Below are 14,880 nucleotides of genomic sequence, written 5' to 3'. Positions count from 1 at the left end.
AGTTAATATGTGGCGGATTGTGCAATGCGCACCGTCGACGGGTTCGGAACAGACATTGCCCGGAGAGAGTTCGGTTGCGGCCGGCTTATTTGAGGGGGCGAATCATTAGGGGTGATTATGTTGAATAGTTTTTATGGTCGTGGAACGGCCCTCATCGCCTTGGCGACCTTGGCCGCCTGTGCGTCGACCCCCGAGCCGGAGGCATCGGCGCCGGTGGATGCCGTTGTCCCGGAGCGCAGTGCACGGGTCGATCAGGCGCCTGAGGGACCCATTCCGGGATCGGCCGCCGACCTTGAACAGAATGTCGGTAACCGGGTGTTCTTCGAGTACAACGAATATGCCCTCGGCCAGGAATCGATTGCGACCCTGCGGCGTCAGGCGGCGTGGATGAAGGAATATCCCGAAGCGCGCATCCGCCTCGAAGGCCATGCCGACGAGCGCGGCACCCGTGAATATAACCTCGCTTTGGGCGCCCGCCGGGCCAGCGCGGCGAAGTCCTATCTCGTGGATCTGGGTATCGATCCGTCGCGGATTACCACTGTGTCCTACGGCAAGGAGCGGCCCATCGATCCGCGGTCCACGCCTGAGGCCTGGGCACGGAACCGTAACGCGACAACGGTCCTGTTGACGACTGTCGGCTCGTAAAAGCCTGGCCGACCGATCGGTTGGTAAGAATGATCCCCCTCGGCCCCTGTGGTTCGAGGGGTTTTTCTTGACCCCGCCAGGGGGGCACCGATGACCCTAAAGAGGGGGCCGTGCTTGGGTCTTCAAGGCTTGTGAGGGGAAAGCTCGCCACGACGGGCGGCGGCCAGCAGCTCCACCCGGAGAGTTGAGGCAAGCCCCTGCGATCCGCGTTTCAAATCGGCGTCGAGGATGAGCTGGGCGACGGGAACACCCCGTCGGACCGCCCATTCGTCGAGCGCCGCCCAAAAGGCCGCCTCCAGGGCGACCGAGGTCCGGTGACCGCGGAGGGTGACCGATCGCTTGATCAGTTCTGCGACGCCCAATTATCGAGGCCGTGCTGCCGAATGCGATTGGCGGCCACGGTCATCCCGTCAATAATCCCCGCCATATGGGCCAAGACCTCGGCATCGGCGGTGCTCATATCGACGCCAAGAGCCGCGTAAAGCTCATCAACGGCAATCGAATTGGCAAAGCAGAACTGCGCTAGCTGAATACGCATGCGGCTGTCGGTCAGTTTCTCGCTCATGGTCGGCTCTCCTCATCCCTGAACATGTTATGGGTTGTTCCCCGCACGAGCCTGCAAGCCCCGTGCCTATCACTCACAATAAGCCTAATGATTTAAAGCTGGCATGCCCCTCTCGCCCAATCACAAGGTGATCATGAACGGTCACCCCAACAGTGGCGGCGGCGGCCACCAATTGGGCGGTGACCTTTATATCGGCTGTGGAGGGGGTGGGATCGCCCGAGGGATGATTGTGGATCAAGATCAGGGCACTGGCGTCGAGATGCAGCGCCCGCTTGACCACTTCCCTTGGATAAACCGGGGTTTGATTGACGGTCCCCGAGCCGTGCACTTCGTCGGCGATCAGAACATTCTTGGCGTTCAAATAAAGAACTCGAAACTGCTCCACCGTTTCGTACGCAATCTGCGCCCTGACATAGGCGAGTAATTTGTCCCAGGATGAGAGGACCGGTCGCTCAAGCAGATTTTGTTGGGAGAGACGGAGGGCTGCAGCCTTGATCAGATGGAATTGGTCCACCGAGGCATCGGTCATCGCCAAAGTTTTCCCGCTGCCAAGATCAACTTTAACCTCAAGGAGGCGGGTCCGCGGGGCGGACAGCACATCCGCCACCGTCCCAAACCGAGACAGAAGGGCCTTTGCCAGCGGCTTGACATCTTTCCGCGGGATAGCGGCAAACAGGATGAGCTCAAGTAATTCATAGTCATGAATGCCGTCGACGCCGGCCTGACGAAACCGACTTTTCAGCCGCTGGCGGTGCCCGGTTGGCCCGGGAGCGGCCACCGATGTCGGTGAAGACCGATCAGGAGGCGCCATAGGGGGGCCGGTCGAGGCCTTCGGGGGAGCGGGTGAAGACGTCAACGCCATCGGCCGTGACGCCAAGGGAATGTTCGAACTGGGCGGTCAGCGACCGATCGCGCGTGACCGCCGTCCACCCGTCCTTCAGCATACGCACATCGGGTTTGCCCGCATTGATCATTGGCTCAATGGTGAAGAACATGCCTTCGGTCAACGGGGTGTCGGGGGTGGTCTGGGTCCGGCCTAAATGGTCCTTGACCTCCCCATAGTGCACGACATTCGGCGCATTATGAAACGCGCGTCCCAGTCCGTGGCCGCAAAAATCCCGCACCACAGAGAAGCCGGCGGATTCTGCATGGGACTGAATAGCCTGGCCGATATCGCGCAAGGTGGCCCCGGGCCGAACCGTGTCGATGCCCTTCCACAGGCATTCAAAGGTGACGTCGACCAATCGCTGCGCCTTCACGCTGATCGGATCGAGCGTATACATACGACTGGTGTCACCGTGCCAGCCGTCCAATACGACGGTGACATCGATATTGGCAATATCCCCCTCACGCAGCGGCTTGCCGTTGATCGGTTTTTGCCCCGGAATACCGTGACAAATGACGTGGTTGGGGGAAATGCACAGGGCATGGCGATAGCCGCGATAGCCGATCGTGGCCGATACCGCGCCATGGTCGAGCACAAATTCCCGTGCCAGTCGGTCCAGGGTGAGGGTGTCGACCCCGGGCACGACTTCTCTCGTCAACATGTCGAGGCAGGACGCGGCCAATTGCCCGGCCCGACGCATCCCCTCGAAATCCTCCTCATTATGGAGGGGCCAGGGCGGCGTTTGCGGTGAGGGCGACAGACGGCTCATAGCACCAACATAGAGGAATTACGCTCTTGGGACAGGCAGAAAAGTCCGACGCAGCGTTAGAGGAGAGGAAGCGTTGTCCAAAGCGCGCTCAAACAGGTGCGCCCCAACGCCCGACACCGCTCTGGCGACCAGCCCACCTCCGGGTCCGGCAGGACCTTGGCGTCCTTGAACGGCATTTCCAGTGTCATGGACAAACAGTCGAAGCGATGGGCAATCTGGTTCGCGGCAATGCTGAGATTGGCGCGCCCCGGCGGATCGACGGGATAGCCTTCGACGGTCTGAAAGGCGGGGGAGAGGGCGCTGAGGGCGTCCCGAAATCCATCGAGGCGGTCCTGCTGACGGGGGGTCCACCCCGGCACGCCTTCTGCGCCGGCAATGAAATTATTGGCGATCGCTTCATCGCCATGCACGTCGAGAAAGAAATCGCACCCCGTTTCATCCATCCGCTGACGGATGGAGAAGACTTCGGGAGAGGTGTCCTCAGAAGGGTCCGCCCAGGCGCGGTTGAGATCGGTTCCCGCCGCATTGGTGCGCAGATGGCCGCGGCGAACGCCGTCGACATTCACCAGCGGCACAACATAGAGTGTCACCCGATCCCTGAGCGCTCTCGCCGTGGCGTCGCCGGGGTCGGTCAGGCGCTCAAGAAAGCCCTCCATCCACCAGGACCCCATGCTCTCTCCGGGGTGCTGGCGGGCGATGACCCAAAGCGGTTTTTTATCTTTGCCGGGGTCGCCGAACCGAAACACATCAATCGGCTCACCGTCGACTGAGGGGCCAAGCGGGTCGCAGGGGACCGCCGCCGCGACGAGTTCTGCGGCGAGTTGCCGATATCGCTCTAGGGGATAGGCGGCGAAATAGGCGAAGTAGACGGCATTCTGCTCGGCTCTATGGGAAAAGCTCAGACAGCCATCTTTGTACTGTGTATCGATCCGGGTCCATTCCTCAAGATCGGTGGACACGCATACCCGGTAGTCCGGCCACCCAAAGGCGTAGGAGGCCTGCCCCGCATTCTCGATATGGTAGGTGACGGGGACCCCTTCACCGCCCGCGACACGGAAATAGAACCATTGGTGGAAGGCTGCCTTTCCATCGGGGACGATCGCCAGACGAACGGCCTTGGGGTTTTTGGCATCGAGGACGGCGATATTGCCGCTGTCGGCGGGGGCGGTAATCATGAGATCGGTCACATTCGGGGTCTAATCCGGCTACGAGGTCGGGAAAAGGCCCCTTGCGGGGTGCTTTTGACTCGCCAGACCGATGGTCTTGGGGGAAGCTTGCGGTGGGAAAGCGGGGTATCCGGGGGAGGACATGGAAAGCATTTTCATCTGGGGCTTGTTCTTTGTTGTCCTGTTCGTCCTGCCGATCTTGGCGCGGCGACAGCGCCGGGCGGCCATCGAAACCGTTTTCGCACGCACCCAGCGGGCGCGGAAAAGTCGGATCATCGCCATCGTCCATCGGCAGGAACCTATGGGCCTCCTTGGCATTCCGCAGCTTCGCTATATCGATCTCAACGATGCCGAGGATGTGTTGAATGCCATCCGGTCCACCCCCGCCGGAACGCCCCTCGAAATCATTCTGCATACGCCTGGCGGGTTGGTCCTTCCGGCGCTTCAGATCGCCAGGGCCATCAAGGCGCATGCAGGGCCAAAAACGGTGTTCGTGCCGCATTACGCCATGTCGGGCGGCACATTGATCGCCCTTGCCGCGGACAATATCATCCTCAATGACCATGCGGTTCTGGGGCCGATCGATCCGCAGATCGGCGGGCTTCCGGCGGCGTCGATCGCCCATGTGACCGAGACGAAAAGCCCTGACACCATTGAGGATTTCACCTGGGTCCTGGCCGATGTCGCCCGTAAAGCGCAGCAGCAATTAGAGCGCGCGGCGAAGGATCTCTTGTCGGGGACGGTCTCCCCCAATGCGGCCCATGCCATTGCCGAGGAATTGTCGAGCGGCCGCTGGACCCATGATTATCCCATTGACGCCGCCGAGGCACGGGAGATCGGCCTTCACACCTCCACCGAGATGCCCGAGGAGATCGCCGCGTTGATGGAATTGTTCCCCGACAAGCTGTCCAAGCAATCGGTGAGTTATACCCAGGAGCCCACCTTGCTGACCCGCCTATTCGGTCGGCGTCGCCCCCCCCAGGCGTTGCCGCCCCCTCCGGCCCCCGAAGGCATGCGCATCCCCTTCCACGGATTTGCCCCCGGCCCCGGGGCGCGCAGCTTCTCCTATGGCCCGTGGAACCCTCGGGATCTCAATCTCGGTCCCGGGCGGGGAGAGGTTCGGCCCTCCGCCCCGCGGCAAGACGGGCGCCGTTGATCGGACCTCATCGGAGGCTTAGGGAAGGCAGAGCCGCTGATGAGCCTATGTTCACCCTCCACCTTTCCGCCCTTTTCCCGTTGGTGCCCGTCCTGATCCTCCGCCGTTTGTTGGGGGCGGTCGGCCTGATTTTTCTTTGGGCGGGTCTTGCGAGTGGGGCGCTCGCCCAGAGCTCAGAGACGGTGAGGTCGGGTCATGCCGCCTCCCGCCTCGTGGCGGGGCAGACGGCGGGGGTGCCGGGGGAGACCATGACCCTCGCCCTGATCCAGGATCTCGACGCGCATTGGCACGTCTATTGGCGTAATCCCGGTGATTCCGGCTTGCCCCTGCGGCTGACCTGGCAGGTGCCCGACGGGTTCGTTGCGGGCGAGCCCGCCTATCCCCTTCCCCAACGCCTCCCTGTGCCGCCTTTGGTCAATTATGGCCATGAGGGCCGGGTCGTCTTTCTCATTCCGTTTCGTATCCCTGAAGCGGCGATCCCCGGGACGACGGTTGATATCACCGTGAAAGCGGACTTTTTGATCTGTAAGATCCAATGCGTCCCGGAAACCGCGACCCTGACCCTGCCGCTGCCCATCGCCGCGATGTCGACGGGGGGCGTCGAGGCGGCGGTGACGATCGAGCGGGCCCGTCGCGCATTGCCGCAGCCTGCGCCCTTCGACGCCGCCTATTATGATGGCGACCGGGGGCCGGTCTTGGTGATGGAGGGGGCGCCCATGGGGCAAGCGACCTTTTTCCCCTATGCCCCGTCGCTGATCGAGCCCGCCGGGGAGGTCTATCGCGCCAGCCGGAACGGTCGAGACTATTACGGTTTCGAGGCGGGCTTTGCCTATCGCGCGCGGCTGCCGGAAAGCTTGAGCGGGGTGGTCGTGATCGAGGGGGAAAACGGGCGCCGCGGTTACCGCATCAGCGCCACGCAACTGGCCCCCCCCGAAGATCCGCCACGGCTGACCCCGCCGCACACCACCCTTTCGGAAGGGGGACAGGCGGGAGACACGTCTGACCAGATGGTTTCCGCAGCGCCGTCGCTGGCCGATGCGCCCGGTCGACCGAGCCTTCTGGCCGGCATGGTGCTCGGACTGCTCGGCGGGGTGGTGCTGAATTTGATGCCGTGCGTGTTCCCTATCGTTTTTCTCAAAGCCCTCGGCTTTGCGGCGCTATCGCGGGAGGAGCGCCCGACGATCAGGCGCCACGGGCTTCTTTATACCGCAGGGGTGCTGACCACGTTTGGCGGGCTGGCGGCGCTGCTGTTCGGTCTTCGCGCCGCAGGGGAGGGCCTTGGCTGGGGCTTTCACTTGCAATCCCCCCTTGCGGTGGGGATTTTCGCCGTCATCCTGTTCCTCGTGGCGCTCAATCTGCTCGGTGTCTACGAGATGGGGACCTCGGTCCAAGGCACAGGGGACCAATTGACGAAGAAGCCGGGGGCGGCCGGTGCGTTCTTCACGGGGGTTCTGGCGGTCGCGGTGGCCGCGCCCTGTATCGGCCCTTTTCTCGGCGGGGCGACGGGCCTGGCCTTGGCCGCCGATCCGGTTATCGGTCTTGTGATCTTCCTCAGCATCGGTCTTGGTCTGGCGCTTCCCTATCTCGGGTTGAGCTTTGTCCCCAAAGCGGTGCGGGTCTTGCCACGACCGGGCCCCTGGATGGTCATTCTGCGCCAGCTCTTCTCCTTTGCACTCTTTGCGGCATTGGTTTGGCTGATCTGGCTGTTGAGCGTGCAGACCGGGCCCACCGGGGTCTTGCTGCTCGGTCTTGCGCTGTTGGCAAGCGGTCTTGCGGCCTATCTCTTCGGGCTGTCCCAGTCCCAGACGCATGCAGGGTCGAGATGGCGCGCCCTTGCCGCTTTCAGTGCCCTTCTGGCTGTCGTGCCCCTCGCGCGGATCCCTGCGGTCAGTGCCGCCCCCGCATCGGGGGGGGCGGAGACGATGACGGCCATCCCTTGGTCCCCTGACACCGTCGCGGGCCTCATCGCCGAAGGCCGACCGGTGTTTGTCGACTTTACCGCCGCATGGTGCATTACCTGCCAAGTGAACAAGCTCACGGTGCTCGATACGGCGCGGGTGAAATCAGCCTTTGCAGCGGCGAATGTGGCCTATGTCGTTGCCGATTGGACCCGGGCCGATCCGCAAATCACAGCGGAATTGGAGCGATTGGGTCTCGGTGGGATCCCGGTTTATCTATATTACGATCAGCGGGGGGAGAGCCGGATGCTGCCTCAGATCCTTTCCGTCGATCTCGTTGTCGCCACGGTGGCGGCCCCGGGCACCTGACCCTTTTTGGAGGTTACCTCTATGCTCACAGCTTTTGCTCTTAGCGCTCTTGCCCTTCTGGCCGGGCCGCGGATCGGAGAGACGGCCCCGGATTTCACCGCCCGTACGACCACTGGCGAAACCATTACCCTGTCCGATCTCAGCGACAAACGCGTGATCCTCGAATGGTCAAATCATCTGTGTCCGTTCGTCCAGAAACATTATTCGAGCGGCAATATGCAGACCTTACAAAAACGGTCGCGGGCCGACGACACGGTGTGGATCACGGTTGTTTCTTCGGCACCAGGGAAACAAGGCTTTGTCACCGCTGAGGAGGCGAACGCTTTGACCAAAAGTCGCGGCGCAAATCCGAGCTATGTCATCCTCGATTCCGAGGGCGATATCGGCCGCCTCTATGAAGCGAAGACAACGCCGCATATGTTCGTCATCGCCGCCGGTGAGCAGCAAGCCCTTCGCTATGCAGGGGCGATCGATAGCATTCCGTCGGCGGACAAGAACGACCTGGCCCGGGCGGATAATTACGTCGAGCAGGCCATGCGCAGTCTCGATAACGATCGCCAGATCGTCGTCCCCCAAACCAAACCCTACGGATGTTCGGTGAAATATGGTGACTGATCCCTCGGCCCGCGCCTTTTCCTGGAAGAAGCTCACAGCTCTCGCGGCGGAGGGGCCCCCTCCTCTGTCTGATTTGTTCGATCACAATCCGGGGCGTGTCGCGCATTTCTCCCTTGAGGCGGCAGGGGTGTATGCGGACTACTCCAAAACGCCTGTCAACCAGACCATTCTCGATGCCCTTTATGGCTTGGCAAGGGCCTGCGATTTCGAGGCACGGCGCGACGCGATGTTTGGGGGGCAGCGGATCAACGAAACCGAGGAGCGGGCGGTGCTGCACGTCGCGCTTCGCGATACCTCTGACCGGATTTACACGGTCGACGGACAGAATGTGACAACCGACATCCATGCGGTAAAGGACCGTATGAAGGCCTTCGTCGAGAAGGTTCATGACGGTCGCCATGACGGCTATGGCGGTGCGCCTCTCGATACTGTGGTAAATATCGGGATCGGCGGATCGGATTTGGGTCCCGCCATGGTTTCGCGGGCTCTCGATCCGTACACTGTTGACGGGCGACGAACTTTTTATGTGTCGAATGTCGATGGGGCGGACATTGCCTCGGTCCTGCGGCAGATCGATCCTGAGCGGACATTGTTTCTCATTGCGTCCAAGACCTTTACCACCCAGGAAACGATGACGAATGCCGAAACGGCGCGGAACTGGTTCTTGTCCAGCGGCGGTAACGAAGCGGCGATCGCCAAGCATTTCGTCGCCCTCTCGACGAATGAAGCGGCGGTTACCGATTTTGGCATTGATCCAGAGAATATGTTTGCCTTTTGGGACTGGGTCGGCGGGCGCTATTCCCTATGGTCCGCAATCGGCCTTTCCATTGCGCTTCAGATCGGTTGGTCCGGTTTTGAAGATCTTCTCTCCGGGGCACGGGGGATGGACCGTCATTTCGAAACGATGCCTCTCGAAGGAAATTTGCCGGCAAGCCTGGCTTTGATCGATGTATGGCACCGGTCATTCCTTGGCTATTCGGCGCGCGCCGTTCTCCCTTACGATCAAAGTCTTGCCCGCCTCCCCGCCTATCTTCAGCAGGCGGATATGGAGAGCCTCGGAAAGCGAATCGACCGGTCTGGCCAGGTCGTCGATTATCCGACAGGTGCCATTGTCTTCGGTGAGCCAGGCACGAATGGTCAGCACGCATTTTATCAATTGTTGCATCAGGGAACGGATGTCATCCCTTGCGATTTTATTGCTGCGGCCTGCGGTCAGGTCGAGGTCGGCGACCACCACGAGAAGCTGCTTGCTAATTTCCTGGCCCAACCCGAAGCGTTGATGGCGGGGCGTTCGGTCGAGGCAGCGAGGTCGGAGGCCTTGGCCACGGGAAAAAATCCGGAGACGGCAGATCGTCTGGCGATCCATCGAAGCTTTCCGGGGGATCGGCCCACAATCAGCCTATTGGTTGAAAGGCTCACGCCTGAGGCGCTGGGGGCGCTCCTTGCGCTCTACGAGCACCGAATTTTCGTTCAGTCGATCCTCTGGGATATCAACGCCTTCGATCAATGGGGGGTCGAACTCGGTAAGGGATTGGCCAAGACAATCCTGGCTGAGCTTGAGGGGGAAGTCGATGTCGCGTCGCACGATCCGTCTACGGCGGACCTGATAAGGCGGATTAAGCGCCTCCGGCGTGAGGGAGGCGTGGCTTAGAGGGTCAGTTGGGCATGGGGCCCGACCGGCACCACCTGTGAGACGAGGTCAAGGCCCAGGTTGCCAAGACCCTGTGTGCAGGGGGTACGCCCAAGCCGCCAGGCGAGCTGGGCGAGCTTTGTTTCTGTGCCCCCCTTTCTGGCCTGGGGGAGAAAGGCCGCATAGCTCTGAGGGCCGATCCGGCCCAGCACATCGCTTTCCCGCAAATAGGCACGCATCCATTGACCGAGGAAATCGGTCAATTCCGCCGCGGCCTCGTCGCCATGCGCCGCACTTATCGGGGCAAGGCCGGTCAGTTCGATGCGGGCGAGGCACCCATTGGCCCGCGGCGTTCCGCTCAACCCCGCCATGAGGCGCAAAAAAGGCTCCTTGCCGAGTATCCGCAGACGGGGCAGCCCCTCGGCGCCCTGAATGCGTAGGCGTTCTTGCTCAAGCCGCGCCAATTTCTCGATGAGGGACTCCTGACCGACGGGGCGGCGTTCGGTGAGGAGCTTGTCGAGAGAAGAGCTCGCCGTTTCGGTCGCTGGGAATTGTCGACGGATCGCTGCGATCATGTGCTCGTTCATGGCCTCGCCTCCTCGTGCGTAGTCAGGCGGTGATCTGCCATAAAGACCTTGCGCCGCGGTTGGGCGCGCGATGGCGATTTAGCTCAAATCTTACGAATTCCCGGGGATCGCCGCCTTGCCGATCCTGTCCGGCTGAGATTGCCTCTCCACAAGGTCGACGGCTCTCGGTATAGACCCCGTTTTTCGCGCGTGGACCAAGGATTTTACGGATGGTCGTCTCTTCCCCCGATGCCGCCCCTGTGGCCATCGTCATGGGCTCAACGAGCGATTGGCCGACAATGGGCGAAGCTGCGGCCATCCTCGATGACCTTGCCGTTGCTCACGACGACCTCATCGTTTCCGCCCATCGTACGCCCGATCGTCTCTTCGGCTTTGCAAAAGAGGCGGCGTCACGCGGCACGAAGGTGATTATCGCCGGTGCCGGCGGCGCGGCCCATTTGCCAGGAATGGTTGCGGCCCTGACGCCTTTGCCGGTGTTGGGTGTGCCGGTGAAAAGTTCCTCGCTGTCCGGCCTCGATAGCCTCCTTTCCATCGTGCAAATGCCCGGCGGCGTTCCGGTCGGTACCCTCGCCATCGGGGCGGCGGGCGCGAAGAACGCGGGTCTCCTGGCGGCGCAAATCCTCGCCTTGGGGGATGCCGATCTTGCGGCCCGTCTTGGGGCTTGGCGCGCGGCGCAGACCGAGAGTGTTGTCGACATGCCGCCGCAGGAGCCATTGCACCCATGAACGGCGCGCTCAGCCCCGGGGCGACAATCGGCATTTTGGGGGCGGGCCAGCTGGGCCGCATGTTGGCGACCGCTGCTGCGCGTCTTGGCTTCCGAGTGCACACCTTTTCGCCCGAAACGTCCCCGCCCGCGGCGCAGGTGGCAGCTCACCATGTTCCCGCTGCCTATGATGACGAAGATGCCCTGGCGGCTTTTGCGGAAGGGGTCGATGCGGCGACCTTCGAGTTCGAAAACATCCCCCCCCAAACCGTCAGTTTTCTTCGCGACCGCGGGGTTCCGGTGCGGCCAGACGATAAAGTCCTTGCGGTCTGTCAGGACCGGCTCGCCGAAAAAGCCTTTCTTGAGGCGCAAGGGATCGTGCCCGCGCCCCATGCACAGGTCGACGGCCGATCGGATCTTGAGGCCGCCCTGGCGCGCCTTGGGCCTGACGCGATCCTGAAGACCCGTCGCTTCGGTTATGACGGGAAAGGGCAGAAGCGGTTGTCGGCCGACACCCCGCTCGGCGCGGTGGACGACCTGCTGACCCAACCGTGCGTGCTTGAACAAAAGGTGCCCTTCACCGCCGAATTTTCCGTGATCGGGGCGCGAGGGGAGGCGGGGGATGTCGCCTTCTACGAGCCCTCCCGGAACGATCATGCGGGAGGGATTTTGCGGCGATCCACCGTGCCCGCATCCTTGCCGCCGGCGCCACTGGCGGCTGCCCAAGCGGCGGTGCGCAATTGCCTCATGAGCCTCGATTATGTGGGCGTTCTCGCGGTTGAATTTTTTTGGGGGGAAGAAACGGGCTTGATCGCCAACGAAATGGCGCCGCGGGTCCACAATTCAGGGCATTGGACCCACGAGGCCTGTCTCACCTCGCAATTCGAACAGCATATTCGGGCGGTCGCGGGGTGGCCTTTGGGGCTGACGGATCGTCATAGCGATGCGGTGATGGAAAATATCCTCGGCGCAGAGGTCGACGACTGGGCGCGCCTAGCTGGTACGCCCGGTCTGGCGGTGACGCTGTACGGCAAGGCGGACCAGCGGCCAGGGCGCAAAATGGGGCATACGGTCCGCCTGTCGCCGAAGCGCGGATAGCGCGTCACTGCGGCGTCAACCCTTAGAGCTATTTCGGGTCACCCTTGGTCGTGAAGCGTCTCTAGGGCCTTGTTTTGTCGTCATTTCTTTGCAGGAACCGGTTCCTGTTTCGCGAGAGAATGCCGCTAGATGGCTTGTCTGAGGGCGTCTGGGGCGGCGAACCCCAATTGTTTGATGGCCATGCCGCGGAAGGCGGTTTTGCGCCATTCGGGCAGGCTGGTGAAGCGGGCGCTGGGGGTGCCGCCGATGCGCGCCCGCTGGGTGGGGGAGAGCTCTTCTTCGAAGGCGGCCTCGGCGAGGAGGTCGACGAGCCGTTTCTGGGCCGGGGACAGGATCGGCCAGGAGGCGCGGGCGAGGTCCTGCACCGTGGCGATGGGCTCGGCGGCGCTGGCCTTGGGGGGGGGCGATGGCGAGCATTCCGGCGATGATGAGCCCCCCAAGCAGGAAAGGGCGGCGGAAAGCGGCGAGGGGGAACGCAACGCGAAGGGACATGAGAGCACCTTGAAACTTGCCCAAGGATTACCCTTTCAGATGTCTCAAAGCCGTCACTTTAAGGGATTGTCTTTTATCGGTTTTCAGTAAGCTTAACGGGGTCTTTCTTTACGCTGATGAGGGGGGATGAGGGGGGAGGGGCCCGCCGCATCGGGGCCTTGTCTTTTGTCGGGGCGGCGCGTATTGGCAGCGTCTTTTCGACCCCCGATGGCTGGGGCGGCGGCGCCGCGTCGGTCGTCCTCGGTCAGAACCCAGGAGAAGGAGCCTCGCCATGGCTGTCCCCAAGAGTAAGGTCACCCGCGCCAAACGCGGCATGCGCCGGGCCCATGATGCGCTGGGCGCCCCGTCCTTCATTGAGGACCGGGAGAGCGGCAATCTGCGCCGCAACCACCATATCGACCTGAAGGCCGGCACCTATCGCGGCCGCCAGGTCCTGCCGCCCCAGGACGACTAAGGCCCTCGCGAGAGCGCCCCGCCGATGCCGGCCGGGCCCTGGCGCCCTTGACTGGCGCGGGGGTCAGGGCAGCGGTAAGGGGGTGCCGCGCAATGGGGTTAAGGCGGCGGGGTTAATGCGGCCCGCCCAGGCGAAAAATTTTCTCAAAAAAAGCTGCGAAGACCACCGCGCAAAACGAGGGCGCGAGGCCCCCACCTCATCGGCGCGGATGACGGGGATCAGAGACTATTCCAATTGCCCAAATCGCCGTCCAAATTCCGGAAGGATCCGGGGGCGGTCGCGTCACCGCATTGAACCAGTCCGGCCCGATAGCCCGTCCGGTAGCTCGGTTCGCTGTCAAATAGGGTTTTATCGCGATAATCCTCGACCGCAAAACTCGAATCGATCGCTTGGGCCGTTCGGCACCCATCAGAAAATCCTGAGGGATAGAAAGGGCCGTCCGTATCGACCGGCGTCGACATGCATCCGGCCAGGGCCAATCCGCCTCCCATCGCGATCAATAGTGCGCGGCGCATAAGCTGACCCCTTTCCTGTTTGCCTTGCGTAGCTTGGTCCTGCCGCCCTGGCCAGAGGAAACGCGCTCTTAAGCCTTGGCTTCTAGAGCTAAGGGGTGATGACCACCGCACCTGCTTATAATTTGCAGCCCTCCGCCCCGGAGGCGCCGGGCCAAGCGTCCGGCGGCGCAGGCAATATTGCGCAGCGGACCGAATTGGCACGGCGCCTGACCGACGTTCTTGCGCTGCCTTCGGGGCAGGTAAATGACCATGAGCGGGCTTTCACCGCCGACATGCTCAATGAGCTGCTGCATGATGTGACCTTGGCGATCCGTGTCGAAGTGGCCGAACGGCTGGCCCAGGTACTGCCGCCGCCGGCCATGCTATTACGGCGCCTTCTCCTTGAACCGATCGAAGTGGCAGGCCCCCTCCTCAAAGCGTATCGCTCCATTCCGGAGGGCATGCTGATCGAGGCTGCCCGGCGGAGCGAGGCCCATCGAAGGGCCATCGCCCAGCGGATCTCGATTTCCGATGTGGTGGCGGATGTTATCTTCGAAGAGGGCGATGTGTCGCTGGTTGTCCAGCTGCTCCAGCGTGAGGAATTGGTGATCGCCGAATATCGGATCGACGAACTTGTGTCTCGCTCGATGAGCGAACCGGCCATTTGCGGCCCGCTTATGCAGCGACTGGAATTACAGCCGCGGCACGGCTTTACGATGTTCTGGTGGTTATGCAGTGAGGATCGGCAGAAGATTCTCGCCCGTTTTTCCATCGAACGGACCGTCGTCCAGGACGCCTTGAAGAAATTGTTCTGCGAGGTTTTTCCGGATCCTGAGCCGGATCTGGTCGTCAAGCGGATCCTGGTCTTGTGTGACCGCCGCCATCGCCCGCGCGGGAAGAATGGGGAGGCGGTCTCGATCGACGTCGTCGAGAAGATGCTGGTTCGGGCCCGTGCCCATCCGCGCCCCGAGTTGGTCCAGGCGACGGGCCTGCTTGCCGGCGTCGAGGCCACCACGGCCCACCGGGTGATGATGGACGAAGGCCCCGAACCCTTTGCCGTTATGGCAAAATCGGTTGGGGTGAGCCGGGGCGCCTTCCGACAGATTTTAGAGAAGGCGCAATTGGCTCAATCGACCGATGGGAGCAGGGCGAGCATCACCGATCTAAGCATCGAAGAGTCTGTGGCCGTGTTCGACTCCATGGCCCGTGACTATGCGCGTACCATCCTCCGCTATTGGGATTGGCGCATGCGGATCACGCGCGAGGATGTCGCCCCTTAGGCCGTAATCCCGAGGGGGAGGGGGCATATGTCGCCGCGGTAGATAGCGACATAACCAGCTCATCACGCGGAAA

17 protein-coding genes are annotated in these 14,880 nt (G+C 62.3%); 9 read left to right on the top strand and 8 right to left on the bottom strand.

Features of this window, described 5'->3' with window-relative positions; genetic code table 11:
- Positions 1–117 precede the first annotated feature (117 nt).
- Positions 118–645 (top strand): peptidoglycan-associated lipoprotein Pal, encoded by a 528-nt coding sequence (gene pal / locus PB2503_RS02875; RefSeq protein ID WP_013299716.1) that lies wholly within the window; start codon positions 118–120, stop codon positions 643–645.
- 122 nt (positions 646–767) lie between these two features.
- Here the strand turns inward: pal and PB2503_RS02870 are convergent, their stop codons facing one another.
- From PB2503_RS02870 to PB2503_RS02850, 5 genes are all read right to left on the bottom strand, one after another.
- Positions 768–1,007: a ribbon-helix-helix domain-containing protein gene (locus PB2503_RS02870; RefSeq protein WP_013299715.1), complete on the bottom strand. Its 240-nt coding sequence runs from the start codon at positions 1,005–1,007 to the stop codon at positions 768–770.
- Positions 989–1,210, bottom strand: coding sequence for a hypothetical protein (locus PB2503_RS02865; protein ID WP_013299714.1), 222 nt, complete (start codon positions 1,208–1,210; stop codon positions 989–991). The genes PB2503_RS02870 and PB2503_RS02865 overlap by 19 nt, the downstream gene beginning before the upstream one ends.
- A 73-nt stretch (positions 1,211–1,283) precedes the next feature.
- Positions 1,284–2,021 (bottom strand): RadC family protein, encoded by a 738-nt coding sequence (radC, locus tag PB2503_RS02860; protein WP_013299713.1) that lies wholly within the window; start codon positions 2,019–2,021, stop codon positions 1,284–1,286.
- On the bottom strand, positions 2,008–2,865 hold the full coding sequence (map, locus tag PB2503_RS02855; protein WP_013299712.1) for a type I methionyl aminopeptidase: 858 nt from the start codon (positions 2,863–2,865) through the stop codon (positions 2,008–2,010). The genes radC and map overlap by 14 nt, the downstream gene beginning before the upstream one ends.
- Positions 2,866–2,921: 56 nt before the next feature.
- Positions 2,922–4,052, bottom strand: coding sequence for a M14 family metallopeptidase (locus PB2503_RS02850; protein ID WP_013299711.1), 1,131 nt, complete (start codon positions 4,050–4,052; stop codon positions 2,922–2,924).
- A gap of 121 nt (positions 4,053–4,173) precedes the next feature.
- On the opposite strand from PB2503_RS02850, the gene PB2503_RS02845 reads away from it, so the two are divergent.
- The 4 genes from PB2503_RS02845 to pgi are packed head-to-tail and all read left to right on the top strand — an operon-like array spanning position 4,174 to position 9,720.
- Positions 4,174–5,187, top strand: coding sequence for an SDH family Clp fold serine proteinase (locus PB2503_RS02845; RefSeq protein ID WP_083811101.1), 1,014 nt, complete (start codon positions 4,174–4,176; stop codon positions 5,185–5,187).
- Positions 5,188–5,234: 47 nt separating this feature from the next.
- Positions 5,235–7,454, top strand: coding sequence for a protein-disulfide reductase DsbD family protein (locus tag PB2503_RS02840; RefSeq protein WP_013299709.1), 2,220 nt, complete (start codon positions 5,235–5,237; stop codon positions 7,452–7,454).
- A gap of 21 nt (positions 7,455–7,475) precedes the next feature.
- Positions 7,476–8,069 carry a redoxin domain-containing protein gene (locus PB2503_RS02835; protein WP_013299708.1) on the top strand — a complete coding sequence of 198 codons (594 nt, stop codon included), beginning with the start codon at positions 7,476–7,478 and terminating at the stop codon, positions 8,067–8,069.
- Complete coding sequence (pgi, locus tag PB2503_RS02830) at positions 8,059–9,720, top strand: glucose-6-phosphate isomerase (RefSeq protein ID WP_013299707.1); 1,662 nt, start codon at positions 8,059–8,061, stop codon at positions 9,718–9,720. The genes PB2503_RS02835 and pgi overlap by 11 nt, the downstream gene beginning before the upstream one ends.
- Here the strand turns inward: pgi and PB2503_RS02825 are convergent.
- On the bottom strand, positions 9,717–10,286 hold the full coding sequence (locus PB2503_RS02825; protein WP_013299706.1) for a hypothetical protein: 570 nt from the start codon (positions 10,284–10,286) through the stop codon (positions 9,717–9,719). The two genes, pgi and PB2503_RS02825, sit on opposite strands and share 4 nt — an antisense overlap.
- A 209-nt stretch (positions 10,287–10,495) precedes the next feature.
- Between PB2503_RS02825 and purE the strand changes: the two genes are divergently transcribed.
- Positions 10,496–11,011: a 5-(carboxyamino)imidazole ribonucleotide mutase gene (gene purE, locus PB2503_RS02820; protein ID WP_013299705.1), complete on the top strand. Its 516-nt coding sequence runs from the start codon at positions 10,496–10,498 to the stop codon at positions 11,009–11,011.
- Entirely contained in the window at positions 11,008–12,087 is a 1,080-nt protein-coding gene (locus PB2503_RS02815; protein WP_013299704.1) for a 5-(carboxyamino)imidazole ribonucleotide synthase, read from the top strand. The genes purE and PB2503_RS02815 overlap by 4 nt, the downstream gene beginning before the upstream one ends.
- Positions 12,088–12,212: 125 nt before the next feature.
- Here PB2503_RS02815 and PB2503_RS14480 read toward each other — a convergent pair whose 3' ends face one another.
- The gene (locus PB2503_RS14480; RefSeq protein ID WP_148235169.1) at positions 12,213–12,587 is read right to left on the bottom strand and encodes a hypothetical protein; all 375 of its coding nucleotides are present in this window, start codon (positions 12,585–12,587) and stop codon (positions 12,213–12,215) included.
- A gap of 263 nt (positions 12,588–12,850) precedes the next feature.
- On the opposite strand from PB2503_RS14480, the gene rpmF reads away from it, so the two are divergent.
- Complete coding sequence (gene rpmF / locus PB2503_RS02800) at positions 12,851–13,033, top strand: 50S ribosomal protein L32 (RefSeq protein WP_013301840.1); 183 nt, start codon at positions 12,851–12,853, stop codon at positions 13,031–13,033.
- Positions 13,034–13,251: 218 nt separating this feature from the next.
- Here the strand turns inward: rpmF and PB2503_RS02795 are convergent, their stop codons facing one another.
- Complete coding sequence (locus tag PB2503_RS02795; protein WP_013299701.1) at positions 13,252–13,548, bottom strand: hypothetical protein; 297 nt, start codon at positions 13,546–13,548, stop codon at positions 13,252–13,254.
- Positions 13,549–13,646: 98 nt separating this feature from the next.
- Between PB2503_RS02795 and PB2503_RS02790 the strand changes: the two genes are divergently transcribed.
- Positions 13,647–14,807, top strand: coding sequence for a DUF2336 domain-containing protein (locus tag PB2503_RS02790; RefSeq protein WP_013299700.1), 1,161 nt, complete (start codon positions 13,647–13,649; stop codon positions 14,805–14,807).
- The last annotated feature ends 73 nt before the right edge of the window (positions 14,808–14,880 follow it).

The organism is Parvularcula bermudensis HTCC2503 (genome assembly GCF_000152825.2).
Lineage (GTDB): Bacteria > Pseudomonadota > Alphaproteobacteria > Caulobacterales > Parvularculaceae > Parvularcula > Parvularcula bermudensis.
Note: the sequence above shows the minus strand (reverse complement) of the source record. Positions and strands in the feature narration are given on the sequence as shown.

Bases quoted from the DNA above. Each gene is read 5' to 3' on its own strand.
- pgi (WP_013299707.1), top strand. From the start codon at position 8,059: ATGGTGACTGATCCCTCGGCCCGCGCCTTTTCCTGGAAGAAGCTCACA.
- PB2503_RS02815 (WP_013299704.1), top strand. From the start codon at position 11,008: ATGAACGGCGCGCTCAGCCCCGGGGCGACAATCGGCATTTTGGGGGCG.
- PB2503_RS02865 (WP_013299714.1), bottom strand. From the start codon at position 1,210: ATGAGCGAGAAACTGACCGACAGCCGCATGCGTATTCAGCTAGCGCAG.
- radC (WP_013299713.1), bottom strand. From the start codon at position 2,021: ATGGCGCCTCCTGATCGGTCTTCACCGACATCGGTGGCCGCTCCCGGG.
- rpmF (WP_013301840.1), top strand. From the start codon at position 12,851: ATGGCTGTCCCCAAGAGTAAGGTCACCCGCGCCAAACGCGGCATGCGC.
- pal (WP_013299716.1), top strand. From the start codon at position 118: ATGTTGAATAGTTTTTATGGTCGTGGAACGGCCCTCATCGCCTTGGCG.
- PB2503_RS02790 (WP_013299700.1), top strand. From the start codon at position 13,647: ATGACCACCGCACCTGCTTATAATTTGCAGCCCTCCGCCCCGGAGGCG.
- PB2503_RS02795 (WP_013299701.1), bottom strand. From the start codon at position 13,548: ATGCGCCGCGCACTATTGATCGCGATGGGAGGCGGATTGGCCCTGGCC.
- PB2503_RS02835 (WP_013299708.1), top strand. From the start codon at position 7,476: ATGCTCACAGCTTTTGCTCTTAGCGCTCTTGCCCTTCTGGCCGGGCCG.
- PB2503_RS02825 (WP_013299706.1), bottom strand. From the start codon at position 10,286: ATGAACGAGCACATGATCGCAGCGATCCGTCGACAATTCCCAGCGACC.
- PB2503_RS02840 (WP_013299709.1), top strand. From the start codon at position 5,235: ATGTTCACCCTCCACCTTTCCGCCCTTTTCCCGTTGGTGCCCGTCCTG.
- purE (WP_013299705.1), top strand. From the start codon at position 10,496: ATGGTCGTCTCTTCCCCCGATGCCGCCCCTGTGGCCATCGTCATGGGC.
- map (WP_013299712.1), bottom strand. From the start codon at position 2,865: ATGAGCCGTCTGTCGCCCTCACCGCAAACGCCGCCCTGGCCCCTCCAT.
- PB2503_RS02845 (WP_083811101.1), top strand. From the start codon at position 4,174: ATGGAAAGCATTTTCATCTGGGGCTTGTTCTTTGTTGTCCTGTTCGTC.